This window comes from Serratia sp. (in: enterobacteria), assembly GCF_051654945.1.
GTDB lineage: Bacteria > Pseudomonadota > Gammaproteobacteria > Enterobacterales > Enterobacteriaceae > Chania.
Map to the genome: position 1 here is coordinate 132703 of NZ_JBOFZA010000091.1, position 23817 is coordinate 156519.

Annotated in this window: 22 protein-coding genes; 13 read left to right on the forward strand and 9 right to left on the reverse strand. The window is 56.2% G+C overall.

Annotated elements, in window-relative coordinates; all coding sequences use genetic code 11:
• Positions 1-203 precede the first annotated feature (203 nt).
• Both mrcB and hrpB read right to left on the reverse strand, forming a co-directional pair.
• The gene (gene mrcB, locus ACRDCA_RS21500; protein ID WP_438691348.1) at positions 204-2705 is read right to left on the reverse strand and encodes a bifunctional glycosyl transferase/transpeptidase; all 2502 of its coding nucleotides are present in this window, start codon (positions 2703-2705) and stop codon (positions 204-206) included.
• Positions 2706-2925: 220 nt separating this feature from the next.
• The gene (hrpB, locus tag ACRDCA_RS21505; protein WP_438691567.1) at positions 2926-5355 is read right to left on the reverse strand and encodes an ATP-dependent helicase HrpB; all 2430 of its coding nucleotides are present in this window, start codon (positions 5353-5355) and stop codon (positions 2926-2928) included.
• An 88-nt stretch (positions 5356-5443) separates the two neighbouring features.
• Between hrpB and thpR the strand changes: the two genes are divergently transcribed.
• From thpR to folK, 6 genes are all read left to right on the forward strand, one after another.
• Entirely contained in the window at positions 5444-5986 is a 543-nt protein-coding gene (thpR, locus tag ACRDCA_RS21510) for an RNA 2',3'-cyclic phosphodiesterase (RefSeq protein ID WP_438691349.1), read from the forward strand.
• Positions 5983-6690, forward strand: coding sequence for a DNA/RNA nuclease SfsA (gene sfsA / locus ACRDCA_RS21515; RefSeq protein ID WP_438691350.1), 708 nt, complete (start codon positions 5983-5985; stop codon positions 6688-6690). Before thpR ends, sfsA begins: the two co-directional genes overlap by 4 nt.
• 207 nt (positions 6691-6897) lie before the next feature.
• Positions 6898-7353 carry an RNA polymerase-binding protein DksA gene (gene dksA / locus ACRDCA_RS21520; protein ID WP_021179742.1) on the forward strand — a complete coding sequence of 152 codons (456 nt, stop codon included), beginning with the start codon at positions 6898-6900 and terminating at the stop codon, positions 7351-7353.
• A gap of 74 nt (positions 7354-7427) precedes the next feature.
• Positions 7428-8339 (forward strand): tRNA glutamyl-Q(34) synthetase GluQRS, encoded by a 912-nt coding sequence (gene gluQRS, locus ACRDCA_RS21525; RefSeq protein WP_438691351.1) that lies wholly within the window; start codon positions 7428-7430, stop codon positions 8337-8339.
• Between the two features lie 293 nt (positions 8340-8632).
• Positions 8633-9949, forward strand: coding sequence for a polynucleotide adenylyltransferase PcnB (pcnB, locus tag ACRDCA_RS21530; RefSeq protein WP_438691352.1), 1317 nt, complete (start codon positions 8633-8635; stop codon positions 9947-9949).
• The gene (gene folK, locus ACRDCA_RS21535) at positions 9949-10443 is read left to right on the forward strand and encodes a 2-amino-4-hydroxy-6-hydroxymethyldihydropteridine diphosphokinase (RefSeq protein ID WP_438691353.1); all 495 of its coding nucleotides are present in this window, start codon (positions 9949-9951) and stop codon (positions 10441-10443) included. Before pcnB ends, folK begins: the two co-directional genes overlap by 1 nt.
• Here the strand turns inward: folK and qseC are convergent.
• Both qseC and qseB read right to left on the reverse strand, forming a co-directional pair.
• Positions 10428-11813, reverse strand: a complete 1386-nt coding sequence (qseC, locus tag ACRDCA_RS21540; RefSeq protein ID WP_438691354.1) for a quorum sensing histidine kinase QseC — start codon at positions 11811-11813, stop codon at positions 10428-10430. The genes folK and qseC overlap by 16 nt on opposite strands.
• Positions 11810-12472: a quorum sensing response regulator transcription factor QseB gene (gene qseB / locus ACRDCA_RS21545; RefSeq protein ID WP_025123054.1), complete on the reverse strand. Its 663-nt coding sequence runs from the start codon at positions 12470-12472 to the stop codon at positions 11810-11812. Before qseB ends, qseC begins: the two co-directional genes overlap by 4 nt.
• Positions 12473-12634: 162 nt before the next feature.
• Here qseB and panB point away from each other — a divergent pair, with 162 nt between their 5' ends.
• The 3 genes from panB to panD all read left to right on the forward strand — a co-directional run bounded on the left by panB (position 12635) and on the right by panD (position 14867).
• On the forward strand, positions 12635-13429 hold the full coding sequence (gene panB, locus ACRDCA_RS21550) for a 3-methyl-2-oxobutanoate hydroxymethyltransferase (RefSeq protein ID WP_438691355.1): 795 nt from the start codon (positions 12635-12637) through the stop codon (positions 13427-13429).
• A 66-nt stretch (positions 13430-13495) separates the two neighbouring features.
• A complete protein-coding gene (panC, locus tag ACRDCA_RS21555) occupies positions 13496-14350 on the forward strand; it encodes a pantoate--beta-alanine ligase (protein ID WP_438691356.1) in 855 nt (284 codons plus the stop codon).
• 136 nt (positions 14351-14486) lie between these two features.
• Positions 14487-14867, forward strand: a complete 381-nt coding sequence (gene panD, locus ACRDCA_RS21560) for an aspartate 1-decarboxylase (RefSeq protein WP_025123051.1) — start codon at positions 14487-14489, stop codon at positions 14865-14867.
• 180 nt (positions 14868-15047) lie between these two features.
• Here panD and ACRDCA_RS21565 read toward each other — a convergent pair whose 3' ends face one another.
• The 3 genes from ACRDCA_RS21565 to ACRDCA_RS21575 form a co-directional block, all read right to left on the reverse strand.
• Positions 15048-16340, reverse strand: coding sequence for a polysaccharide deacetylase family protein (locus ACRDCA_RS21565; RefSeq protein WP_438691357.1), 1293 nt, complete (start codon positions 16338-16340; stop codon positions 15048-15050).
• Between the two features lie 269 nt (positions 16341-16609).
• Positions 16610-17380 (reverse strand): ABC transporter permease, encoded by a 771-nt coding sequence (locus ACRDCA_RS21570; RefSeq protein ID WP_025123049.1) that lies wholly within the window; start codon positions 17378-17380, stop codon positions 16610-16612.
• Positions 17377-18300 carry an ABC transporter ATP-binding protein gene (locus tag ACRDCA_RS21575; protein ID WP_438691358.1) on the reverse strand — a complete coding sequence of 308 codons (924 nt, stop codon included), beginning with the start codon at positions 18298-18300 and terminating at the stop codon, positions 17377-17379. The genes ACRDCA_RS21570 and ACRDCA_RS21575 overlap by 4 nt, the downstream gene beginning before the upstream one ends.
• Before the next feature lie 200 nt (positions 18301-18500).
• On the opposite strand from ACRDCA_RS21575, the gene can reads away from it, so the two are divergent.
• Entirely contained in the window at positions 18501-19160 is a 660-nt protein-coding gene (gene can / locus ACRDCA_RS21580) for a carbonate dehydratase (protein WP_429616853.1), read from the forward strand.
• Between the two features lie 41 nt (positions 19161-19201).
• Here the strand turns inward: can and hpt are convergent, their stop codons facing one another.
• Both hpt and cueO read right to left on the reverse strand, forming a co-directional pair.
• The gene (hpt, locus tag ACRDCA_RS21585; protein ID WP_029988257.1) at positions 19202-19738 is read right to left on the reverse strand and encodes a hypoxanthine phosphoribosyltransferase; all 537 of its coding nucleotides are present in this window, start codon (positions 19736-19738) and stop codon (positions 19202-19204) included.
• 97 nt (positions 19739-19835) lie between these two features.
• Positions 19836-21452: a multicopper oxidase CueO gene (gene cueO / locus ACRDCA_RS21590; RefSeq protein ID WP_438691359.1), complete on the reverse strand. Its 1617-nt coding sequence runs from the start codon at positions 21450-21452 to the stop codon at positions 19836-19838.
• Positions 21453-21623: 171 nt separating this feature from the next.
• Here cueO and ACRDCA_RS21595 point away from each other — a divergent pair, with 171 nt between their 5' ends.
• The 3 genes from ACRDCA_RS21595 to speD all read left to right on the forward strand — a co-directional run bounded on the left by ACRDCA_RS21595 (position 21624) and on the right by speD (position 23791).
• Complete coding sequence (locus ACRDCA_RS21595; protein WP_037408396.1) at positions 21624-21971, forward strand: YacC family pilotin-like protein; 348 nt, start codon at positions 21624-21626, stop codon at positions 21969-21971.
• Between the two features lie 138 nt (positions 21972-22109).
• Positions 22110-22973, forward strand: coding sequence for a polyamine aminopropyltransferase (gene speE, locus ACRDCA_RS21600; RefSeq protein WP_438691360.1), 864 nt, complete (start codon positions 22110-22112; stop codon positions 22971-22973).
• 23 nt (positions 22974-22996) lie between these two features.
• On the forward strand, positions 22997-23791 hold the full coding sequence (gene speD, locus ACRDCA_RS21605) for an adenosylmethionine decarboxylase (protein ID WP_438691361.1): 795 nt from the start codon (positions 22997-22999) through the stop codon (positions 23789-23791).
• Positions 23792-23817: the final 26 nt, after the last annotated feature.

Below are 23817 nucleotides of genomic sequence, written 5' to 3' on the forward strand. Positions count from 1 at the left end.
TAAGCGCGGCATTTTATGCAGAAGGCGATCGGAACTGCAAGCGTATTTCAGCCGGAAAAAACCTGTGGGATTGGCGCAGTAGCCGCATTAACCGCATGGAAATAAAATAAACGGTAAATAGAAGGAAGCCCGCAACAGAACGCTGCGGGCCTGGTAACACATTAAAATAAAATGATAAATATGCTTAACATTACGATTGGGATTTATTTGCCAAACATATCTTTTATCCAGCCAGCTACGCCGTCGGCATCTTTCTGTTCGCCGGGTTGCTGCTGCTCAGTTTGCTGCTGCGCTGCCTGGCTGGCCTGACATAGCCCTTGCGGGTTTTCCGTCCAGACCGGGATCGTGCGCCAACTGCTGCCACCACAGATAAAGTTGCCGGCGGAATCAATGCCCATCTGGCTAATACCTTCCGGTTGCTGCAGCTTGAGCACCAGCGGCGTCTGGTTTTCCAGATAGCGGCGATACAGCGTCAAGGCACCGTTGGCACCGGTCAGCTTGGCCGGGCCGTTATTGTCACGGCCTACCCAGGCAATCGCCACTTCCTTGCCGTCGATGCCGGCAAACCAGCTGTCACGCAGATCGTTGGTGGTACCGGTCTTCGCCGCCAGATTGTAGTTGGGGAATTTGACTGACAGCGAACGGGAGGTCCCGCGCGCCACGCCCTGCTGCATCGCATACAGCGTCAGGTAAGCCGCCTGTGCAGGCACCATACGCTCCGCCTGTGGGAAGCTCTGATACAGCGCCGAGCCGTCTTCGGCAATCACCGAACGCACCGCAGACAGTGGCGCACGGTTGCCCCCGCTGGCGATGGTCTGATATTCCTGTGCCACTTCCATCGGCGTCAGGCCGATGGCCCCCAGCAACATGGAAGGCACTGGAGTGATCGCCGATTTAGGAATACCCAACTTTTGCAGGGTAGCGCTGATCTGATCCAACCCCACCGACATCCCCAGGTTAACCGTTGGCACGTTGAGCGAGTTGGCTAACGCATCCATCAGCATCACCCGGCCACGGAACTGACGATCGTAGTTGTTCGGCTGCCACGAAGTGCCATTAGACAGTTTGATCGACAGCGGCTGATCGGCCAGCCAGGTATTGAGCCGATACTTATCCGGTTCCGACAGCGCGGTCAGATAGGTTGGCGGCTTGGCCAAGGATCCCACCAGACGGCGCGCCTGCATTGCACGGTTGAAGCCGGCAAACTGCGGATTAGCCCCGCCCACCATGGCACGAACTTCCCCGGTAAAGCGATCGACAATCACCATCGCCGCTTCCAGATCGTTCAGATGGCGCGCGGCACGTAGCGCAGGAATACCGTCTTCCACCGCCTTTTCGGCCGCATCTTGCGAAACCGGATCCAGCGTGGTGAAGATCTTCACGCCGGACAGGTCATTCACCTTGTCGCCCAGCTTGGCCTGCAACTCCTGGCGCACCAACTGCATAAACGCCGGCTGTGGTGAAATCACCCCGCCTTTCGGCTGGACGCCCAGCGGGCGAGCACTCAGCATGTTATACAGCTCAGCATCGATCACGCCCTGGTTCTGCAACAGCTTGAGCACCAGGTTACGGCGTTCCAGCGCCAGCTTTGGATTACGCCAAGGGTTATACAGCGAAGCTCCCTTCACCATGCCCACCAACAGCGCCTGCTGATCGAGACTCAGTTCATCGACCGGGCGGCCAAAGTAGTACAGGCTGGCCAACGGGAAGCCACGGATCTGATCGCTGCCGCTCTGGCCGAGATACACTTCGTTCAGATACAGCTCCAGAATACGGTCTTTGCTATAACGGTAATCCACCAACAAGGCCATGTAGGCTTCGTTAGCCTTACGCCACAGCGAACGCTCGTTGGTCAGGAACAGGTTTTTTACCAGTTGCTGAGTCAGGGTACTGCCGCCCTGCACCGCACGCCCGGCGGTCAGGTTAGCCAGCACCGCACGGCCGATGGAGTAAGGGCTGATGCCATCATGCTCGTAAAAGTGACGGTCTTCGGTGGCGATTAGCGTGTCGACCAGCAGATCCGGGAAACCAGAACGCGGTACAAACAGGCGTTGCTCGCCATTCGGCGATTGCAGCATGGTGATCAGACGCGGATCGAGGCGGAAAAAGCCAAAGTTACGCTGATTTTCCATGTTGACGATCTTCGCCAGTCCATTGTTCTGGAAATCGAGGCGGGCATGGATCTGGCCTTCTTTACCATCCGGGAAATCAAACGGGCGGCGCAGCATCTCGATGCTGTTAGCCTGCACGGTAAACTCCCCAGGCCGGGTCATGCGGCTGACCTGGCGATATTGCATCCCTTCCAGCAAGGCGATCATTTCCTTTTTGCTGTACGGCATACCCGGTTCAAGGTTGACCATGCGGCCATACACCGCCGCCGGTAGCTGCCAGACCTTGCCATCAATGCGGCTGCGGATCTGGGAGTCCAGGTATACGCCGTAGATTGCCAGCAACACGGCAATCACCAGCAACAGTTTGATCAGCAGGCCAAGCCAACGGCGCTTTTTACGGGGCGACTTCGCTTTTACCTTTGGCGGCATGCGCTGTTCCTCTTCGTCGTCATCGTACTCATCATCGTCATACTCATCCTGATAGTCTTCTTCTTCATAATCGTCATCACGTTGACGACGCGCCGGTTTGCGCGGCACATTACGTTTTGGTTGTTTGCCTTTGCGCCCGATGGGCTCGCGGTCATCACCAGCCATTGCGGTTCTTCTCCACGCTTGCTGCAATTTATACCCTATGGATTTCAAGCTGCGGCTAGGCGACAAACTATCTCATCCCCAGGAACTTACTTTTGGGCAAGTGACTGGGGTGAGATAGTGCAGGTAACAACGCTGCAGCTTGAAAGACGACGGGTCCGTTATTTTGTCGCTTAATCTGTCCCTAAGCCATCTGGCTGAACAGAAGAAACATCTGAATTCATTACTGGTATTTCTTGGTGCGTCTGGTGGGGGCGGTATTGGCCGGATCGTCTGGCCATACGTGTTTGGGATAACGCCCCTTCATTTCCTTTTGCACCTCGCGGTACGCCCCTTGCCAGAAGGCGGCCAGATCGCCGGTGATCTGCAATGGCCGGTGCGCCGGAGAGAGTAACTCAAGCACCACCGGGATGCGACCCTCTGCCAACGTTGGGCTACGTTGTTCACCAAACATTTCCTGTAAACGCACTGCCAATGCCGGTGGTTTATCGGCGTCGTAACGGATCGGCAAGCGGCTACCGGTCGGTACAGCATAATGAGTGGGCAACGCATTATCCAGCCGCTGCTTTTGCTGCCAGTCCAACCGGCGGGCCAGTGCTTCGGCGATATTCACCTGCTTTAAGCCACGCAGATCGCGCACGCCACTCAACGACGGCAACAACCAGCTTTCCAGGGTGTCGAGTAACGTTTCGTCGTCCACCGGCGGCCAGGCGGCCTCTGGCAACCAACGCTGGGCACAGTGTAAACGCAGGCGCAACTGCTCGGCGGCAGTGTCCCAACTCAGCACCGCCAACCCCTGAGCGCGCACCCAGTTTATCAGAGCCTGTTGCAGCTCCTCCTCCGCCGGTTTGGCCAGCGGCTGGGCACGCAACGTCAAGCGGCCAATCTGCTGGCGCTTCCAGGCTCGCAAGGAGCCCTTCTCTTCATCCCACTCAACGGCGGTCTGGCTGCTGACAATCTCCGGTAGCCTTGCCACCAGCGCGTCAATCTCGATCGGTAACGCCAGCAGAATTCGCGCATCCGGGCTGTTATGGCCTTGCAACAGGCTGGGGATAATCAACCAGGGCGCTCTGGAAAGGGCTTCGTCCTGATCCATCGCCGCCCCCAGACCATTGGCCAACAGATAGCGGCCATCCTGCCCACGCCGCTGGGCGATACGATCGGCAAAGGCCTGCGCCAACAGAGGAGCAGCCAGATCGATATCTATCTGCCCGCTTTTTTGCGGTAAACGCCTGCTCAACTGACCTGCCCGGCGCTGCCAATGCGGTTGAGGGCGACTCAACCAATAGCTGATATCCATCTGCCCGCTGCGGGGAGGTTCTTCCAGCAAGGCGGCCAACATCGCCGCCGTGGCTAATCCGTCGGCCCCCATCCTGGCTCCGGCACACAGCATGGCCGCCAGTCTGGGATCGCAGCCTAATCCAGCCATTTGGCGGCCAATGGCGGTGAGCTTCTCACCGTCATCAATAGCGGCCAGGGTGTGCAATAAACGGCGGGCGGCAGCCAATGCCGCCATCGGAGGCCGATCGAGCCAGGTCAGTTGCCCGGCGTCCACGCAGCCCCATTGCAGCAGCTCCAGCCAGAAACTGGCCAAATCGCTTTGCAGGATCTCCGGCTCGGCATGTTCCGTTGCGCGTTCAGCCTGCTCTTTGGCAAACAGATGCCAGCAAATTCCCGGCTCCAAACGCCCGGCACGTCCTGCCCGTTGGATCATCGAAGCCTGGCTGATGCGCTGAGTCACCAACCGTGTCAGGCCATTGCGTACTTCATAACGCGCCACGCGCTCCAGCCCGCTATCGACCACCAGACGGATACCTTCAATGGTCAAACTGGTTTCGGCAATATTGGTCGCCAGCACCACTTTGCGCCGCCCCTGCGGTGCCGGTTGGATCGCCTTTTGCTGCTGCGCCAACGGCAATGCCCCATACAGCGGACAGAGATCGGTATCTGCAGGTACCTCACCAATGAGCCTTTCCTGCACGCGGTTTATCTCCGCCACGCCGGGCAGGAAGAGCAGCAGCGAGCCTGATTGCTCAGATAGCAGGCGCTTCACCGCCGAGGCCACGCCATCCTCCAGCCGCTGGTGGCTTGGCAGCGGCTGGTATTGGCGATCGACCGGGTAGCTGCGCCCTTCCGACACCACTACCGGTGCCTGCGGCAGCAATTGAGACAGGCGCGCATTATCCAGCGTCGCCGACATGATCAGCAGTTTCAGATCGTCGCGCAGCCCTTGTTGCACATCCAACAGCAGGGCCAGAGCCAGATCGGCCTGTAGGCTGCGTTCGTGAAATTCATCAAGAATAATCAGCGAAACGCCCTGTAGTTCGGCGTCCTGCTGCAACATACGGGTGAGGATCCCCTCGGTCACCACCTCCAGTCGCGTTTGTGGTCCGCTTTTGCTCTCGGCACGCATCCGGTAACCCACGGTCTGGCCCGGTTCTTCACCCAACTGTTGTGCCAGCCGATACGCGACGTTTTTTGCTGCCAGTCGCCTTGGCTCCAGCATGATGATACGCCCCGCCAGCCCGGCTTTGGCCAGGATCTGCAACGGTAGCCAGGTAGATTTACCGGCACCGGTCGGGGCATGTAGCAACACCTGTGGGGCAGATTGCAGTGCGGCAAGCAGCTCATCTAGAACCGCGCTGACGGGCATTGAGGACACAAAACTCTCCATGGGGTAGTTAATGGACGGCACACATTGTAGCATTACGCCCAGATTTTCATTCATGTACCGGGGTTCCATGTCCAGTTCGCGCCGCCTGTTTTTCGCCTTGTCGCTACCCGATGCCTTGCAGCAGCAGGTGATCCGCTGGCGTGCCGATGCGTTTAAACCCGAAGATGGCCGCCCGGTGGCCGCTGCGAATCTGCATCTGACGTTGGCCTTTCTCGGCGAAGTCAGCGCACCAAAAGAATTAGCGTTAAAAACGCAGGCAGGGCGTATTGCGCAGGCGGGATTTAACCTGGACCTGGACGATCTTGGCCACTGGCCACGCCCTGGAGTGGTGTGGTTGGGTAGCAAACGCCCTCCGCGCGCGCTGTTACAACTGGCGGAGTTGCTGCGTTCGCAAGCGGCCCGCAGCGGCTGCTATCAAAGCCCGATGCCTTTTCATCCCCATATCACGCTATTACGCGCCGCGACGCAACCGGTCGCCATTCCTCCAACTACGCCGGGTTGGCCATTCAACGCCAGCCATTTCTCTCTCTACCAATCGTCGTTTGAGCAGGGCCGCACCCGTTATCACGAATTGGAGCAGTGGCCCCTCGGCCCACAGGATAAGCCATGATTTTTGACCCACCACTCAAGCCAGCGACGCTCATCAAGCGCTACAAGCGTTTTCTGGCCGATGTGATCACCCCGGAAGGCGAAACCTTCACCCTGCACTGTGCCAACACCGGCGCCATGACCGGCTGTGCGACGCCGGGGGATACCGTTTGGTACTCCACTTCGGATAACGCCAAACGCAAATATGCCCACAGTTGGGAGCTAACCCATACCCAGGCGGGCAACTGGATCTGCGTTAACACTCTGCGTGCCAACACCTTGGTTCGCGAGGCAATTGAACAGAATATAATCAGTGAATTATCCGGTTACAGTAAAATCAGCGGCGAAGTGAAGTATGGCGGAGAAAACAGCCGTATCGATTTGTTATTACAGGCAGAAAACCGGGTTGACTGCTATATTGAAATCAAGTCGGTCACACTCTTGCAACATCAACAGGGCTACTTCCCTGATGCCGTAACGCTTAGAGGGCAAAAGCATCTGCGTGAGTTGCAAAACGTGGTTGAACAAGGGCAGCGGGCGGTGCTGTTGTTTGCCGTGTTACACAGCGGTATCGGCAGTGTTTCCCCGGCAAATCATATAGATCAGCATTATGCGGCACTACTAGCGCAGGTTCAGCAGTTGGGAGTGGAAGTGGTTTGTTATGGGGCAAAATTATCACCTGACGGTATCTCGCTAAGCGGCAGATTACCGTTTTTTATCGGCTAGCGGTGCCGGGCACAAATAAATCGACAACCGGACATTGCTTCGCCAAATACGCCTTCCTTCACACCATTGTCAAGCAGGCGACAGGAATAATTGCCATCCCTCTTCCCTTCTGTTATTTATAGCGGCCTGTTTTTCCCCCGTATTGGGGATTCGACATACCCTACTAGCATTAAAGGGTATAGTGCGTGTGTATGTAGGAGAAGCAATATGCAAGAAGGGCAAACCCGTAAAACCTCGTCCTTGAGCATTCTCGCCATCGCTGGGGTGGAGCCGTATCAAGAGAAACCGGGCGAAGAGTACATGAACGACGCCCAGTTGACGCATTTCAGGCGCATCCTTGAAGCATGGCGCAACCAACTCAGGGACGAAGTCGATCGTACCGTGTCGCATATGCAAGAAGAGGCAGCCAACTTCCCTGATCCGGCAGACCGTGCCACTCAGGAAGAAGAGTTCAGCCTTGAACTGCGTAACCGTGACCGTGAGCGCAAACTGATCAAAAAGATCGAGAAAACGCTGAAGAAAGTAGAGGACGATGATTTCGGCTTCTGCGAGTCTTGCGGCGTGGAGATTGGCATTCGTCGCCTTGAAGCGCGTCCGACTGCCGATTTGTGCATCGACTGCAAGACGTTGGCCGAAATCCGCGAAAAGCAGATGGCCGGCTAAAGCAGTTGTTACCTCCTGCGGCGCGTGCCAATAACGCGCGCCGCATAGAGTTAAGGGAAGTTATCCCTTCTGATATGCTAGCAAGTCACTATGTGGGGCGATTTGCCCCATCGCCTTCCGGGGATCTGCATTTCGGTTCGCTGATTGCCGCTCTGGGAAGCTACCTGCAGGCTCGTGCTCAACGCGGGCAATGGCTGGTACGTATTGAAGATATCGACCCTCCGCGCGAAGTCGCCGGAGCAGCCGGGCGTATCTTATCCGCACTCGAACACTATGGTCTCCACTGGGACGGCCAGGTCATCTATCAATCCCAACGCTCCGAAGCTTACCGCGCGACCCTTGATTGGCTGCAACGCCAGGATCTGAGCTATTACTGCACCTGTACCCGTAGCCGCATTCAGCAGATTGGCGGTTTGTATGATGGCCACTGCCGCCAGCTACGGCTTGGCCCACAGGGTGCCGCGATCCGCTTACGTCAATCAAATCCGGTCTATGCCTTCCAAGATCGGTTGCAAGGCGAGCTGCGGGCCGATCCGGCTCTGGCACAGGAAGATTTCATCATTCGCCGCCGCGATGGCCTGTTTGCCTACAATCTGGCCGTGGTGATTGACGATCATTTCCAAGGCGTGACCGAAATCGTGCGCGGTGCCGATTTGATCGAACCCACGGTGCGCCAGATTGCGTTGTACCAGCAATTACAGGCCGCGGTGCCAACCTATGTGCATTTGCCGCTGGCGTTGGGAGACAATGGCATTAAACTGTCGAAGCAAAATCATGCCCCTGCGCTACCCGCTGGCGACCCGCGGCCGGTACTGGTTGCTGCCCTGAAGTTTCTGCGTCAACCGCTGCCGGAAAACTGGCAAGATCTTGATCTGCCATTATTATTGAGCTGGGCGGTTGAGCATTGGCGGTTAGCAAATGTGCCGCGTCAGCCAGCGATCCCGCCGTGTGAAAACACAACGGCATTCTCAAAACAGCTGGGGTAAGCTATGATTAGCCGCTATTTTTTTGTTAGCGCCATTTTTATCCGTCACTATCGAGGTGTACCATTTTTACCCGAGTAGCCAATTTCTGCCGTAAGGTACTAATCCGCGATGACAAGTTGACCCGCGAAGATGCGCCGGCCAGCGATAAAAACCAAGTCCGCGAAGAAAGCGCGCCTGCAGAACCGTCAGCAACCACGCCACCGCGCTCGCACGAGAGCGGCAGGGAAGCTCCTGCCCGCCGTCCGGCGCCGCGTAAACGCCCACCAGTTGCAGCCGCTGAGGGAACGCGCTCAATGACCGTTATCCCCCGCGACCAACATTCGATCTCGCGCAAAGATATCAGCGAAAATGCGCTGAAGGTGCTGTACCGCCTGAACAAGTCCGGCTATGAAGCCTATCTGGTCGGCGGCGGTGTCCGCGACCTGTTGCTCGGCAAAAAGCCGAAAGATTTCGACATTACCACCAACGCGACGCCAGAGCAGGTACGCAAACTGTTCCGCAACTGCCGCCTGGTAGGCCGCCGTTTCAGGCTGGCGCACGTGATGTTCGGGCCGGAAATCATTGAGGTTGCCACCTTCCGAGGCCATCACGAACAGACCCCGGAAACAGACAAGAACTCCTCCCAGCAGGCCCAGAACGGCATGCTGCTGCGCGATAACATCTTCGGTACTATCGAAGACGATGCTCAACGCCGCGATTTCACCATCAACAGCCTGTATTACGGCGTGGCCGACTTTGCCTTGCGTGATTACGTCGGTGGCATGCGCGATCTGCAACAGGGCGTGATCCGCCTGATCGGCGATCCGGAAACCCGCTACCGCGAAGATCCGGTGCGGATGCTACGCGCGGTGCGCTTTGCCGCCAAACTGGATATGACCATCAGCGAAGAAACCGCCGAGCCTATTCCACGCCTGGCCTCGTTGCTACACGAAATTCCGCCGGCGCGCCTGTTTGAAGAAGCCCTGAAACTGCTGCAAGCCGGTTACGGTTATCAGACTTACCTGAAGCTGTGTGAATACCAGCTGTTCCAACCGCTGTTCCCACTGATCGCGCGCAACTTCACGCCGAATCACGACACGCCGATGGAACGCATTCTGGTGCAGGTACTGAAAAATACCGACCACCGCCTGCAAAACGATAAGCGTGTCAACCCGGCGTTCCTGTTCTCCGCCATGCTGTGGTACCCGCTGCTGGAGCATGCACAGAAGCTGGCGCAGGAAAGTGGTCTGGCCTATTACGATGCCTTTGCTCTGGCGATGAACGACGTGCTGGACGAAGAGTGCCGCTCACTGGCAATCCCTAAACGAATCACTACACTGGTACGTGATATCTGGCAGTTGCAGTTACGCCTGTCCCGTCGTCAGGGCAAGCGTGCGCACAAGCTGATGGAACATCCTAAATTCCGTGCGGCGTATGATTTGCTGGCACTGCGTGCCGAAGTGGAAAACAACCCGGAAATGCTGCGTCTTGCCGAATGGTGGGATGAGTTCCAGGTCGCCACCGCGGCTCGCCAGAAGAACATGTTGAGCACGCTTGGCGAAGATCCGGCACCGCGTCGGGCACGTCAGCGCCGCCCACGCCGCAGGACGCCGAATAACGAAGGGGCATAATGATCCGCGTTTATATCGCGCTGGGTAGCAATCTGGCGCAACCTTTGCAACAGGTGAATACTGCACTGGAGGCGTTGGAGCATATCCCTCGCACCCGTCTGATCGTTTGTTCACCGCTGTACCGCACCAAACCGCTGGGGCCGCAGAACCAGCCGGATTATCTCAACGCGGTGGTGGCACTGGATACCCAGTTGCCACCGGAACAGTTGCTCGATCACACCCAGGCGATAGAACGTAACCAGGGCCGAGTGCGCAAAGATGAACGCTGGGGCCCACGCACGCTGGATCTGGATATGATGCTGTATGGCGATTGTGTGATCGACACCGATCGTCTCACCGTGCCCCATTACGGCCTGAAACAGCGCGAATTCATGCTCTACCCGCTGGCGGATATTGCTCCGGACCTGGTGTTCCCAGACGGCGAAACCCTGGCGGAATGCCTGCAACGCGTGCCAAAAAACGGCATGACGCTGTGGCATCAACCCAAGGCCTGAATACCCCGCCCTGACAACGTTACCGTCGCGATAAATCCGCCTTCCGGCAGATTGGCAAAACTCACCCGCAGCCCGTGCAGGCTGGCAATCCGCTGCACAATGGACAAACCTAGCCCGCTCCCTGTCTGCTCCTGCCCTGGCGGACGATAGAAACGTTCCCCTAACCTGCCCAAATGCTCAGCCGTTACGCCAGGGCCATCGTCCTCCACCGTCAGTTGCCGCTGGCCAAGCGTGACCGTTACCGAGCCACCGGCTGGTGTATAACGTATCGCGTTGTCCACCAGATTGCGTACCAACAGCGATAGCAGCAGTTGCTGGCCCGATAACACCGGTGGCTCCCCCTGCTGTTGATAATGCAGCGTGATCCCAGAGGTATGAGCCTGTCGATCCAATTCTGCCAGGGTCATCGGCACCAGTTGGCACCAATCGACCTGGGTCAGGTCGTGCAGGTCAGCAAGCGAATCCAGCCGGGACAAGGTGAGCAGTTGATCCACCAGCCGCGTAGCGCGATCGATACCCACCGTCAGGTTGTTCACCGCATGCTCACGCATCGGAACATCGTCCCCCGCCAGCTGCACCACCTCGGTCTGGACCCGCAGTGCGGCCAACGGGCTGCGTAACTCATGCGCGGCATCCGAAGTGAATCGCCGCTCACGTACCAACAGGCTGTTAATGCGCGTAAACAGCGTATTCAGCGCGTCCACCAATGGACGCACCTCACTGGGTACCTGCCGGGTATTGAGGGGCGTAGCGTCGTCTGGAGCTCGTTGGCGTAGGCTTGCGGCGACTTCGCGCAGCGGTTTTAGCTCCCGCCCCACCATCAGGGCGATCAACAACATTAAAATGGGCAACGTAATCAACCATGGCACCAACTGCCCGGTGACCATCCCCAGCGCCATATCGTGGCGATAGTCCCACTCCTGACCGACCACGATGCGATAGCGCCCATCCGGGCTGCTCAGCCATACCAGCCGCCAATTGTCGCTGTCCCCTTTGCGTTTACCGTCGACAAAGCCTTGCCGTTCACCGTCAAACAAAAAATCTTCACCGTTCTCACCGTCATTGAGCAGCATGCGCCCATCGTGGGAAAAAATGGCGAACGCCAACGCATCATCTTCCTGCTCACCGCGTTTACCGTGGTCGAGCATCTTCTTGGTTTTCGGCAGGCTGCGCGCCTGCTGATTAGCCAGCAAATCCCCCAGATCGGTAGTCGCCAGCCGCTTGGCAAACAGCATTTGCTGGGTGTCGAACACTTCGTTGATATTGTGGCGCGTCATCATCCACGCCACCACGCTGGCGGAGCACCAGGTCAGCAATGCCAGCAGGCTGAAGATCAGGATCAGCCGCAACCGTAAACTCAACTGCCTCACGGCTCATCTCCCAGCGTGTAGCCCACGCCATGTACGGTACGGATAAAGCCGTTACCCAGCTTGCGCCGCAGATGATGGATATGTACCTCCACCGCGTTACTGCTTACGTCATCGTCCCAGTTATACAATTTCTCCTGGATCAATGGCCGTGCCAGCACGCGTCCCTTGTTGTGCAAAAACAGTTCCAGCACCGCCAGCTCACGCGGGGTCAACGTGACGGGCTCACCGCCACAGCTCACGCTACGGGATGCGGCATCAAACACCACGTTGCCATGCACCAGTTGAGGCGTCAACTGGCCGTGGCGGCGGCGGATCAACGCCTGTAAACGTGCGGCGACTTCTGTCAAAGCAAAGGGTTTGCACAGGTAGTCATCGGCACCGCTCTGCAAGCCACTGACGCGCTGTTCCAACGCATCACGCGCGGTCAGGATCAACACCGGCACATCCTGCCCGGCCTGACGCCACTGACGTAACAAATCCAACCCGTCCAACCCCGGCAGGCTGAGATCGAGGATCACCGCATCATAAGGCGCGCTGTCCAGGGCGTTCTTACCGACGATGCCATCGGTGAACCAATCGAGGTTAAACCCCAGCTTGGTCAAGCCCGCCTTGATGCCATCGCCGATCAGTTTGTCGTCTTCAATCAACAGAATTCTCATGTGCACTCCCTTTAGGACGCCCATTAAATCACAGGCTTCTTAAGAACATCTTAACCATCAGCATCGGAGCTACCCACCCCCGAAGGGTTACAGTAGAATGACAGCACTTTTTACCTCCGTGCTACAGCTTCAGACTGCGCGGTCATTCCAGGAGAGGTTGTCATGAAACCCACCACCGTGAGCCATTTACGCCAGTGGAAACAGGAACAACGCAAGTTTGCGACTATTACCGCCTACGATGCCAGCTTTGCCCAGTTGTTTGAAGAACAAGGTATTAAAGTACTGCTGGTCGGAGACTCGTTGGGAATGACGCTACAAGGGCATGACTCAACGCTCCCTGTCACCGTTGCCGACGTGGCCTATCACACCCGCGCGGTACGTCGTGGTGCACCAGCCTGCCTGCTGTTGGCCGATCTGCCTTTCATGAGTTATGCCACGCCTGAGCTTGCCTGCCAGAGTTCGGCAGAGCTGATGCGTGCCGGGGCCAACATGGTCAAACTGGAAGGCGGCAGTTGGCTGTGCGATACGGTAAAAATGCTCGCGGAGCGCGCCGTGCCCGTGTGCGGTCATTTGGGTCTCACACCACAATCCGTCAACGTATTTGGCGGCTACAAGGTGCAGGGCCGCGATGAGTTGGCGGCCAAGCAATTGCTGATCGACGCCCAGAATCTGGAACTGGCCGGTATGCAGTTGCTGGTGCTGGAATGCGTACCGACCGAGTTGGCACGCCAGGTCACTGAAGCCTTGTCGATCCCGGTGATCGGTATTGGCGCCGGTAATGCCACCGATGGTCAGATACTGGTGATGCATGACGCTCTGGGGATCACCGGCGGCCATACCCCTAAATTTGCCAAAAACTTCCTGGCGCAAAGCGGGGATATCCGCAGTGCCATACAGCTGTATATCCAGGAAGTCGAGCAAGGCATTTATCCCGACGAAGCGCACTCGTTCAACTGAGCGATCGGCCACGATTGATAATCCCTCACTACCTGAATACCGAGGGAGACACCGAGGAGTTATGGAATGGTAATTATCGAAACCCTGCCACTGCTGCGCCAACAGATCCGCCGCTGGCGGCAAGAAGGCAAACGCGTCGCGCTGGTCCCCACTATGGGCAATCTGCATGAAGGCCATATGACGCTGGTCGAAGAAGCCCGCGCCCGCGCCGACGTAGTCGTAGTGAGCATTTTCGTTAACCCGTTGCAGTTCGAACGCGCAGACGACCTGGAGCGCTACCCACGCACCTTGCAGGAAGACTGCGAGAAACTGAATCGCCGCAATGTGGATTTGGTCTTCGCTCCTGCCCCGGCAGAAGTTTATCCTAAAGGCCTGGATGAGCACACCAGCGTCGACGTGCCGGTGATCTCCACCATGCTGGAAGGCGCCAGCCGCCCGGGCCACTTCCGCGGTGTCTCCACTATCGTCAGCAAACTGTTTAACCTGATCCAACCGGATCTGGCCTGCTTTGGTGAGAAGGATTATCAGCAGTTGGCATTGATCCGCAAAATGGTGGCGGATATGGGCTATGACATTGATATCGTTGGCGTACCGACGGTGCGAGCTAAAGACGGGCTGGCACTTAGCTCCCGCAACGGTTATCTGACCGCAGAAGAACGCAAGATCGCGCCGCAACTGAATAAAATCATGAATGCTTTGGCGGAGCAGCTTGCCAACGGCGAGCGCCAGATCGAAGAATTGCTGACGCAAACGGCCGAGAAACTGCAAGCGGCAGGTTTCACCCCGGACGAGCTGTTTATTCGCGATGCAGACACGCTGCAACCGCTGAGTGTAGAAAGCCGCCGTGCCGTGGTGCTGATGGCCGCCTGGTTGGGCAAAGCCCGCCTGATCGATAATCAGCAGGTCGATCTGACACAGTAAGTCATTTGTTGTACAGTCGTTGCCGTTTTTACCCGGTTGGCGGTAGACTAATCGGGTTTTCGGTGATGATTATTATTGCAAGGATGCAGCTCTTACTCAGCCGCCTGAAAAGGCCGATATTCAGTTAGGTAACGCTATGATACGTACTATGTTGCAAGGCAAGCTGCATCGGGTGAAAGTGACTCAGGCTGACCTGCACTATGAAGGTTCCTGCGCCATTGACCAGGACTTCCTGGAAGCCGCCGGGATCCTGGAATATGAAGCGATCGATATTTATAACGTGGATAACGGCCAACGTTTCTCCACCTATGCCATCGCCGCCGAACGCGGTTCGCGCATAATCTCGGTCAACGGTGCTGCCGCCCGCTGTGCCTGCGTAGGCGACAAACTGATCATCTGTTCTTACGTACAGATGAGCGATGCCGATGCCCGCCAGCACCATCCGAAAGTGGCCTACTTCGAAGGCGAAAACCAGCTGCAACGCAAGGCAAAAGCCGTGCCCGTTCAGGTGGCCTGACCCCCTCACCCTAACCCTCTCCCAAAGGGAGAGGGGACCGAATGTGCCACAATTTAATAACGGTGCTCGTCTTCGACAGCCCTGTTACAGATAAGCGTCTAAGCCTGATCACAGCACCGAACTAGCTCCCTCTCCTTTTTGGGGAGAGGGTTGGGATGAGGGGAAATGACCGAATTGTCTCTATTCAGTCACCGCCACACCCGGTAACGAGCCAGATTTATTGGCTATCCGTTCCGCCATGGTCGGAATGGAATCGGTACGCAGGATATACAGCCGCTTCAAGGTATAAGGGTTATCACCCGGTTTCACTTTCCCCTGCACAGTGGTCACGGCCAAATGCAGTCCGGCATCTTTTGCCGCCTGGATCGCCTTCTGGTTATAGCCGCCAAACGGATAGGAAAGGTAAAGCACATGCGGATTAAACTGCCCCAGCGCGCGTCTCGAGTGCTCAAAATCAAATTCGATATTATGCAACGAACGGCTGAGCAGGATCGGCCGACGGTTGCCATCGGTGCGATGCAGGAAATGGGTGTGCGACTGAATATCAAACACATCCTGGATCTCTTTCAGCTCCGAAATGCTCATAAACTGTAGCGAGTCCGGGTTCCATTTCTGCGGATGACGCTTAATGCGAGAAGAGATGATAAACGCCGTGGCGCGGAAACCATAATCCTTCAGCACCGGATACGCATAGCGATAGACCGATTTCAGCCCGTCATCAAAGGTCAGCAGCACCACTTTGCCCGGCAGGTTGATCTGATTATTCAGGTAGGCTTCCAACTGGTACATCGAGATGGTGTCGTAACCCGTCTGTTTCAGGTAGGTCATCTGGTTGCTGAACGCCACGTCCGAGGTGGTCGTCGAGGTATTACGGAAGCGTTTATTTTCTTCATTTTTCAGCAGATGATGATAGGTCAGCACCGGGATGCCGTTATCGATCTCACAGTCCAGATCGCTGACAAATCCCAGACGATCACCGATATTGACCTCATACCAGGTGTTATTCAGCCGATCTTTCAGCTTGCCGATAATCGGATAGCGCAGGTTCTCTTCCAGCACGCCAAAGATTTCGCTTTTGTTATCGGCCGCCGTGTAGACGTTAATCGCACGCTGGGTGATCAGATTCTGATTGGTCAGCGGCTTGTTCAAATCCCCCAGATCGTCCTTCACCTTACGGGTCTTGCTGATGGTGCGAACGTCGTCTTTATCGATAAAGCCGGTGCCGTAGCCAAACTTCAGCTCATAGTATTCCGCATCTGCCGGGAACATCTGGATCAGCTGCCCCTTTTTCACTTCGCCCACCGGAATAACATGTTCACCGATTAGCGAATAGACTTCGCTGTTACGCTGCACTTCCATGTATTCGGCTTGAACCGCGCTGTCTTCTGACAGCAAATCCGCCAACGCTGCCGGTGCCAACAACGACATAACTATGCCGAGTAGCCCTGCTGCAATCTTATGTTGAGGCTGCATGGTTTGTTCTGCTTACGAGTGCGTAATGGAATAATGAAGAAAATGTGGAACGCCAGCATAGCACAATTTAAATCGCCGGGAGAAAGGGCTTATTACCGCAATTTTAGTCCCTCACCCCAACCCTCTCCTTTAGTGAGAGGGAGCTGGCCAGAGCGCTTGGTTAGCCTGTGCTACTTCGGGAAGTCGGCGTAAAGGTCGCACGCAGAAACATCAACAAGCTCGATCGGTCCCCTCTCCCTGTGGGAGAGGGTTAGGGTGAGGGGAAGGCATCAGGAACGCAAGCCGCGGCCACGCTCAATCAGATACCAGGCCAGCGCGTAGAACACTGCAATAAACGCCACCAGTACCAGCATGGTCAGCGCTAACGGCACGTCGGAAATGCCCAGGAAGCCGAAGCGGAAGCCGCTGATCATATAGACGATCGGGTTGAGTTTGGACACCGCCTGCCAGAACGGCGGTAACAGCGTCAGCGAGTAAAATACCCCGCCCAGATAGGTCAGCGGCGTCAGCACAAAGGTCGGGATCAGGCTGATATCGTCAAAGGTGTTGGCAAACACGGCATTGAGCAAACCGCCCAGCGAGAACAGGATCGCCGTCAACAACAGCGTCACCGCGATCACCCACCAGGAATGAACTACCAGGGGAACGAAGAACAGCGAGATCACCGTGACCAGGATGCCCACGCAGATACCCCGTGCCACGCCACCGCCAACATAGCCAGCAATGACCACGTGAGTCGGCACCGGTGCCACCAGCAGTTCTTCGATATTACGCTGGAATTTGGCGCTGAAGAACGACGCCGCCACGTTGGCGTAGGAGTTGGTGATCACCGCCATCATGATCAGGCCGGGCACGATAAACTGCATATAATCAAAACCGTGCATCTCACCAATGCGCGAACCAATCAGGTTGCCAAAGATGATGAAATACAGGGTCATGGTGATCACTGGCGGTACCAGCGTCTGGATCCAGATGCGGGCAAAGCGGTTGATCTCTTTGGCCCAGATGCTTTTCAAGGCCACCCAATACAGATGCATCATGCTTGTTCTCCGTTGCCGTTCACCAGGTTAACGAACAGCTCTTCCAGCCGGTTGGCCTTGTTACGCATACTCAGGACCTGGATCCCCTGCGCACTCAGTTGGGTAAACAGGCCGTTCAGCCCTTGCTCCCGCATCACTTCCACTTCCAGCGTGGAGGTATCCGTCAAACGACTGATGTAACCCTCCAGTTTTGGCAATGGACTTTTCGCCGCCAGATCGAGGATGAAGGTTTCGGACTTCAGCTTGGCCAACAGCCCCTTCATCGAGGTATTTTCGACCAGCTCACCGTTCTGGATGATGCCGATATTGCGGCACAGCATTTCAGCCTCTTCCAGATAGTGGGTGGTCAGAATGATGGTGGTGCCTTGGGCATTCAGCTCTTTGAGGAAGCCCCACATCGAGCGACGCAGCTCGATATCCACCCCGGCGGTCGGTTCATCGAGGATCAGCAGTTTAGGCTGATGCATCAGCGCACGGGCAATCATCAGGCGGCGTTTCATGCCGCCGGACAGCATACGCGCCCGCTCATTGCGTTTCCCCCACAGATCGAGCTGGTTGAGGTACTTCTCTGCCCGTGCCATCGCCTCACGGCGTTCAACGCCGTAGTAACCGGCCTGGTTGACCACAATCTGTAACACGGTCTCAAACGGGTTAAAGTTGAACTCCTGCGGCACCAGCCCGAGCTGACGTTTGGCGTTGACGATATCTTTATCGATATCGTAACCAAACACCCGCACGGTGCCCGAGGACTTGTTGACCAGCGAACTGATAATGCCGATGGTGGTGGATTTCCCGGCGCCGTTCGGCCCCAGCAGGGCATAAAAGTCCCCCGCCTCCACGTTCAGATCGATACCGCGCAATGCCTTGACGCCACCGGCGTAGGTTTTGGTCAGCTGCGCTATTTCCAGTGCGTAATTCATAAGTTGTGAGAGTACCTTGTGATGGAGTTGGCTGCTGTGCTTTTTAAGAAGGAGTTTACCATCAGCAGGCCGACGACTGAGTCGAATCCGTGCGCAAATCTATAGGGGCAGAAAATTGCTTAACTGTTCCGATTTCCAAATTGTGACGCTTGCCATATATTACATCAACGCAATTCGTTCATAACAGGCCAATAACCGCCATGAAAGAAATCGAAAGGCTTATCGCCAATAACCAAGCCTGGTCCGCTAACATCAACCAGGAAGATCCCGGCTTTTTTGAACGTTTGGCTCAAGCGCAAAAACCGCGATTCTTATGGATCGGCTGCTCAGACAGTCGCGTCCCCGCCGAACGCCTGACCGGCCTGGAGCCGGGTGAGCTGTTCGTTCACCGTAACGTCGCCAACCTGGTGATCCATACCGATTTGAACTGCCTGTCCGTGGTGCAATATGCCGTCGACGTGCTAGAGGTGGAACATATCATCATCTGTGGCCACCTGGGCTGCGGTGGTGTTGAAGCGGCGGTGGAGAACCCGGAACTGGGGCTGATTAACAACTGGCTGCTGCACATTCGCGATCTGTGGTACAAGCACAGCTCACTGCTCGGCGAGCTGGAACCGGAACAACGCCTGGATGTGTTGTGCGAGATTAACGTGATTGAGCAGGTGTATAACCTGGGCCACTCAACCATCATGCAGTCCGCCTGGAAACGCGGCCAGAAAGTAATGATCCACGGTTGGGTCTACGGCATCCAGGACGGTCGTCTGCACGATCTGGAAGTCACTGCCACCAGCCGTGAAAGCCTGGAGATGGGCTACCGCAAAGCGATAGCCACGCTCAAGCAGGAAAAAGGCCTGTTCTAGCGCCCGATCGGGGTTCAGCGCACAGCTGAACCCCAGCCGGATTATTCGTCCAGCATCACGACTTTGCCGATGTATGGCAGATGGCGATAACGTTGGGCGTAATCGATGCCATAACCCACCACGAACTCATCCGGGATCGGGAAGCCGACGTATTCCACCGGCACTTCAACTTCACGGCGCTCAGGCTTGTCCAGCAGCGTACAAATCGCCAGAGACTTCGGCCCACGCAGTGCCAGGATCTCGCGCACCTTGTTCAGGGTGTTGCCGGAATCGATGATGTCTTCCACGATCAACACGTCCTTACCCCGGATATCTTCGTCCAGATCTTTAAGGATTTTCACGTCGCGGGTGGTTGACATGCCGCTGCCGTAGCTGGAGGCGGTCATAAAATCGACCTCATGCGACACCTCAATGGTGCGGCACAGGTCAGCCATAAACATGAAAGAACCGCGCAGCAGCCCAACCAGCACCATGTCACTGCCGCTATCGCGGTAATCTTCGGTGATCTGGCGGCCAAGTTCAGCAATACGGGTCTTAACTTCCTGCTCGGAAATCATTACTTCTACAGTGTGTTTCATAGTTTTCAGGTCAGTTGCCGGAAGAAGGGCGCAGAGTTTAGCATAGCTGGCGGGCGGTGGCGACGCGAGCGCGTCACCACTTGATAGCCTGGGGAAGTTAGTCAGTAACGGTAAAGCCCAGCATCATGCCGGTATCTTCATGTTCCAGCAGGTGGCAGTGAGCCATATAAGCCTGATCGGCACTGGCCAGATGATTGAAACGCACCAGCACTTCGCTGCGCCAACCTTCTACCAGCACCGTATCTTTCCATCCTGCACGGTGGGCCGCCGGTGGCTTGCCGTTTTCCGACAGAATGCGGAACTGGGTGCCATGGATATGGAACGGGTGCAGCATCATGTCGCCTTCACCAGAAATGGTCCACTTCTCGTATTTGCCGCGCTTGGCCTCGAACGCTGGCTTGGCCATATCGAAGGCTTTGCCGTTGATGGTGTTAGCATGGCTGAAATCAAACGGCTTGCTGCCATGATCCATCTTACTGTGGTCCATACCGGCCATGTTACCGTGGTCCATGCCTTGCATCTTGCCATGATCCATACCGGTCGTGCTGCCAGCGGCATTGCCGTGATCCATGCTCATCCCGGCCATTGCCTGGTGACCATAGCGATCCATCAAAGCCTGCATCCCCAGCATATCGAGCTTGGGATCCATCATCAGTTGCAGCCAACGTTCCTGCACACCGGCCAGCGATGGCAGCGCAGGCAATTTCACCAGGCTGTCCGGCATGGATTTCACCCCCGGTGCCAACGAGGGCTGAATATGCAGCACCGGCAGCGGCTGGTCGAACGGTGCCAGCGTCATGCCCATCTGCTTCACCGGCAGGGTAACGATATCGAACGGCTTGCCATCGGAGGCATCAACCAACACTTCAAAGCGCTCGCCCATCAGCATCGACAGTTCGGTCAGCTTGACCGGCTCACCCAGGAATCCACCATCACTGGCAATCACGTATAAAGGCCGGTTATCGCTGGTGGACAGGTTGAGCGAGCGGGCATTACAACCATTGAGGAAACGCAGACGCAGCCAGCCGCGTGGCGCGATGTGTTGCGGATAGCTGGCACCGTTGGTAAACATTCGATCGCCAAACCAACCTACCGCTGCGCTCATGACGTCCAACTGATATTCGATCTGGCCGTCTTTGCCCAGGCGCTTGTCTTGCAGGATCACCGGAATATCATCGGTTCCCCAGGTTTTCGGCAACGGCAATTTGCTGCTTTCGTCATCTTCCAGCAGTACTAATCCCCCCAATCCCATCATCACCTGCTGGCCGGTTTTGCCATGCGTGTGGGGATGGAACCAGCAAGTGGACGCTGGCTGGTCGGCAGTAAAGGTTATCGTGCGGGTGGTTCCTGGATGGATCAAGGCTTGTGGGCCACCGTCGACATCACCGGGGATCTCCAAGCCGTGCCAGTGCACCGTGCTGGCTTCCGGCAGCTTATTGCTGATATCTACCGTTACCGCTTTGCCCCGCTGTAAACGCACTGCCGGGCCAAGTAACGCGCCGTTAATCCCCCAGGTGCGGGTGGCGACGTTGGGCAGCCAGTTCATCTCACCGGTTTGCAGCGCCAGCGCGATCTTTCCCTGCGCATCTGGCGTCAAAATTGGCGGGATCGGCAAGGCGGGACGGTCGGCCGCCCAGGCAGCACGGCTCCATAATGGCAAGGCGCTTGCCGCACCCAAAGCGGCGGTCAGTTTGATAAAATCACGGCGTAACATCGCTGGTTCCTTTTCTCAGTGATCGATAGCTTAAGGCCCGCAGCCTAAACCCTCCCCCTAGTGGAAGGTCAAGTGCTACTATTAAGGAGTGTTAAGCCCACATAATTAATTTGGTGCCTTTCCAGCCAAGTGTGGTAACGTCAGCGAATATTGAACAGGTCTATTTTCATCATGAAAAAAACAACGTTGTTGCTGCTATTGCTGACTATGCTGGGCTTTTCCAACGCCAGCCTGGCGCTGAATGAATCCGAAGCGGAAGATCTGGCCGATCTGACCGCGGTGTTTGTCTATCTGAAAAACGACTGTGGCTACAACGATTTGCCTAACGCGCAAATCAAACGTGCCATCGTCTATTTCGCCCAGCAAAACCGTTGGGATCTGACTAACTATAATAGCTTTAATATGAAGTCTCTGGGTGAAGACAGTTATCGCGATCTCAGCGGCATTGCCATCCCTACCCCCAATAAGTGCAAGTCCCTGGCGCGCGACTCCTTGAGCCTGCTGGCCTACGCCAACTAATCCCCCTGCTTTCCCCACTCTGCCAGCGATAGCCGGCAGGGTTGGCTATCGCCTGCCGATCTTGCTGTAATTTGCAGCACAGAGGGTTTATGATGTTGCGCTCATTTTTCATGGTTGTTATTACGGAGTAACCCGCACATGACCCAGAAAGAGATTTGGTATGAAACGCTACATGCCAACTTTGGCCAGTACTTCTCGGTGGAGCAGGTGCTGTTTCGTGAGCAGACCGAACATCAGGATCTGGTGATCTTCGAAAATCCGGTGCTGGGCCGCGTGATGGCTCTCGATGGCGTGGTGCAGACCACCGAACGCGATGAGTTTATCTATCACGAGATGATGACCCACGTACCGATGCTGGCCCATGGCGATGCCAGGAAAGTGCTGATTATCGGCGGTGGCGACGGCGCGATGCTGCGTGAAGTCTGCCGTCATCAGGGCGTTGAACAGATCACCATGGTTGAGATCGACGCGGGCGTAGTGGAGTTTTGCCGCCAATACTTACCTAATCACAATGCCGGTGCCTATGACGATCCCCGTTTCAAGCTGGTGATCGCCGATGGCGTCGATTTCGTCAGCCACAGCGACGAAAAATTCGACGTGATTATCTCTGACTGCACCGACCCGATCGGCCCCGGTGAAAGCCTGTTTACCTCGGCATTTTATGAAGGTTGCGCACGCTGCCTCAACGAAGGCGGCATCTTTGTGGCCCAGAACGGCGTCTGCTTCCTGCAGCAGGACGAAGCGGTCAACAGCCATACCAGACTCAGCCAGTATTTTAGCGACGTCAGCTTCTATCAGGCGGCGATCCCGACCTATTACGGCGGCATCATGACCTTTGCCTGGGCCAGCCAGAACCCGGCCCTGCGCCAGTTGGATAGCGCCACGCTGCAACAACGCTTTCATCAAAGTGGCTTAGACTGCCGCTACTACAATCCGGCAATTCACGCAGGCAGCTTCGCTCTGCCGCAGTATTTGCTCAACGCGCTGAGCTTGGCACGTTAAGAGAAGATAGGGGGTGGACCTAATTGCAAAAGTTAAAACTGCACGGCTTCAATAATCTGACCAAAAGCCTGAGTTTTTGTATTTACGATATTTGTTATGCCAAAACCGCAGACGATCGCGATGGCTATATCGCCTACATTGACGAACAGTACAATGCCAACCGCCTGACCGAGATCCTCAGTGAAACCTGCTCGATCATTGGCGCCAATATTCTCAACGTCGCCCGTCAGGATTACGACCCACAAGGCGCCAGCGTGACCATTCTAGTGAGCGAAGAGCCGGTCGATCCCAAAGACGTGGATAATTCCGAGCATCCAGGGCCCCTGCCTGGTTCGCTGGTGGCTCATCTGGATAAAAGCCATATCTGTGTCCACACCTATCCGGAAAGCCACCCTGAAGGCGGCCTGTGCACCTTCCGTGCCGACATTGAAGTTTCAACCTGTGGCGTGATCTCGCCACTCAAAGCGCTGAACTATCTGATCCATCAGTTGGAGTCCGATATCGTCACCATGGACTATCGGGTGCGCGGTTTTACCCGTGATGTGAATGGCGTGAAGCATTACATCGATCATGAGATCAATTCGATCCAGAACTTTATGTCCGAGGATATGAAAGCGCTGTACCACATGATGGATGTCAACGTGTATCAGGAGAACATCTTCCACACCAAGATGCTGCTGAAGGATTTCGATCTGAAACACTACCTGTTCAACGCCAAGCCGGATGAGCTGAGCGTGACAGAGCGTAAAAGGATCACCGATTTACTGTGGAAAGAGATGCAGGAGATCTATTACGCGCGCAATATTCCGCACCTGTGATCGCGGGCGGGCGCAGCATGCTGCGC

What these genes read in the sequence shown, in the direction of transcription:
- pcnB (WP_438691352.1), top strand. Translation starts at nt 8,633, where the DNA reads ATGACCGTTATCCCCCGCGACCAACATTCGATCTCGCGCAAAGATATC.
- gluQRS (WP_438691351.1), top strand. Translation starts at nt 7,428, where the DNA reads ATGCTAGCAAGTCACTATGTGGGGCGATTTGCCCCATCGCCTTCCGGG.
- speE (WP_438691360.1), top strand. Translation starts at nt 22,110, where the DNA reads ATGACCCAGAAAGAGATTTGGTATGAAACGCTACATGCCAACTTTGGC.
- dksA (WP_021179742.1), top strand. Translation starts at nt 6,898, where the DNA reads ATGCAAGAAGGGCAAACCCGTAAAACCTCGTCCTTGAGCATTCTCGCC.
- panD (WP_025123051.1), top strand. Translation starts at nt 14,487, where the DNA reads ATGATACGTACTATGTTGCAAGGCAAGCTGCATCGGGTGAAAGTGACT.
- panC (WP_438691356.1), top strand. Translation starts at nt 13,496, where the DNA reads ATGGTAATTATCGAAACCCTGCCACTGCTGCGCCAACAGATCCGCCGC.
- ACRDCA_RS21565 (WP_438691357.1), bottom strand. Translation starts at nt 16,340, where the DNA reads ATGCAGCCTCAACATAAGATTGCAGCAGGGCTACTCGGCATAGTTATG.
- folK (WP_438691353.1), top strand. Translation starts at nt 9,949, where the DNA reads ATGATCCGCGTTTATATCGCGCTGGGTAGCAATCTGGCGCAACCTTTG.
- sfsA (WP_438691350.1), top strand. Translation starts at nt 5,983, where the DNA reads ATGATTTTTGACCCACCACTCAAGCCAGCGACGCTCATCAAGCGCTAC.
- ACRDCA_RS21575 (WP_438691358.1), bottom strand. Translation starts at nt 18,300, where the DNA reads ATGAATTACGCACTGGAAATAGCGCAGCTGACCAAAACCTACGCCGGT.
- hpt (WP_029988257.1), bottom strand. Translation starts at nt 19,738, where the DNA reads ATGAAACACACTGTAGAAGTAATGATTTCCGAGCAGGAAGTTAAGACC.
- qseB (WP_025123054.1), bottom strand. Translation starts at nt 12,472, where the DNA reads ATGAGAATTCTGTTGATTGAAGACGACAAACTGATCGGCGATGGCATC.
- panB (WP_438691355.1), top strand. Translation starts at nt 12,635, where the DNA reads ATGAAACCCACCACCGTGAGCCATTTACGCCAGTGGAAACAGGAACAA.
- ACRDCA_RS21595 (WP_037408396.1), top strand. Translation starts at nt 21,624, where the DNA reads ATGAAAAAAACAACGTTGTTGCTGCTATTGCTGACTATGCTGGGCTTT.
- thpR (WP_438691349.1), top strand. Translation starts at nt 5,444, where the DNA reads ATGTCCAGTTCGCGCCGCCTGTTTTTCGCCTTGTCGCTACCCGATGCC.
- hrpB (WP_438691567.1), bottom strand. Translation starts at nt 5,355, where the DNA reads ATGCCCGTCAGCGCGGTTCTAGATGAGCTGCTTGCCGCACTGCAATCT.
- ACRDCA_RS21570 (WP_025123049.1), bottom strand. Translation starts at nt 17,380, where the DNA reads ATGATGCATCTGTATTGGGTGGCCTTGAAAAGCATCTGGGCCAAAGAG.
- mrcB (WP_438691348.1), bottom strand. Translation starts at nt 2,705, where the DNA reads ATGGCTGGTGATGACCGCGAGCCCATCGGGCGCAAAGGCAAACAACCA.
- can (WP_429616853.1), top strand. Translation starts at nt 18,501, where the DNA reads ATGAAAGAAATCGAAAGGCTTATCGCCAATAACCAAGCCTGGTCCGCT.
- cueO (WP_438691359.1), bottom strand. Translation starts at nt 21,452, where the DNA reads ATGTTACGCCGTGATTTTATCAAACTGACCGCCGCTTTGGGTGCGGCA.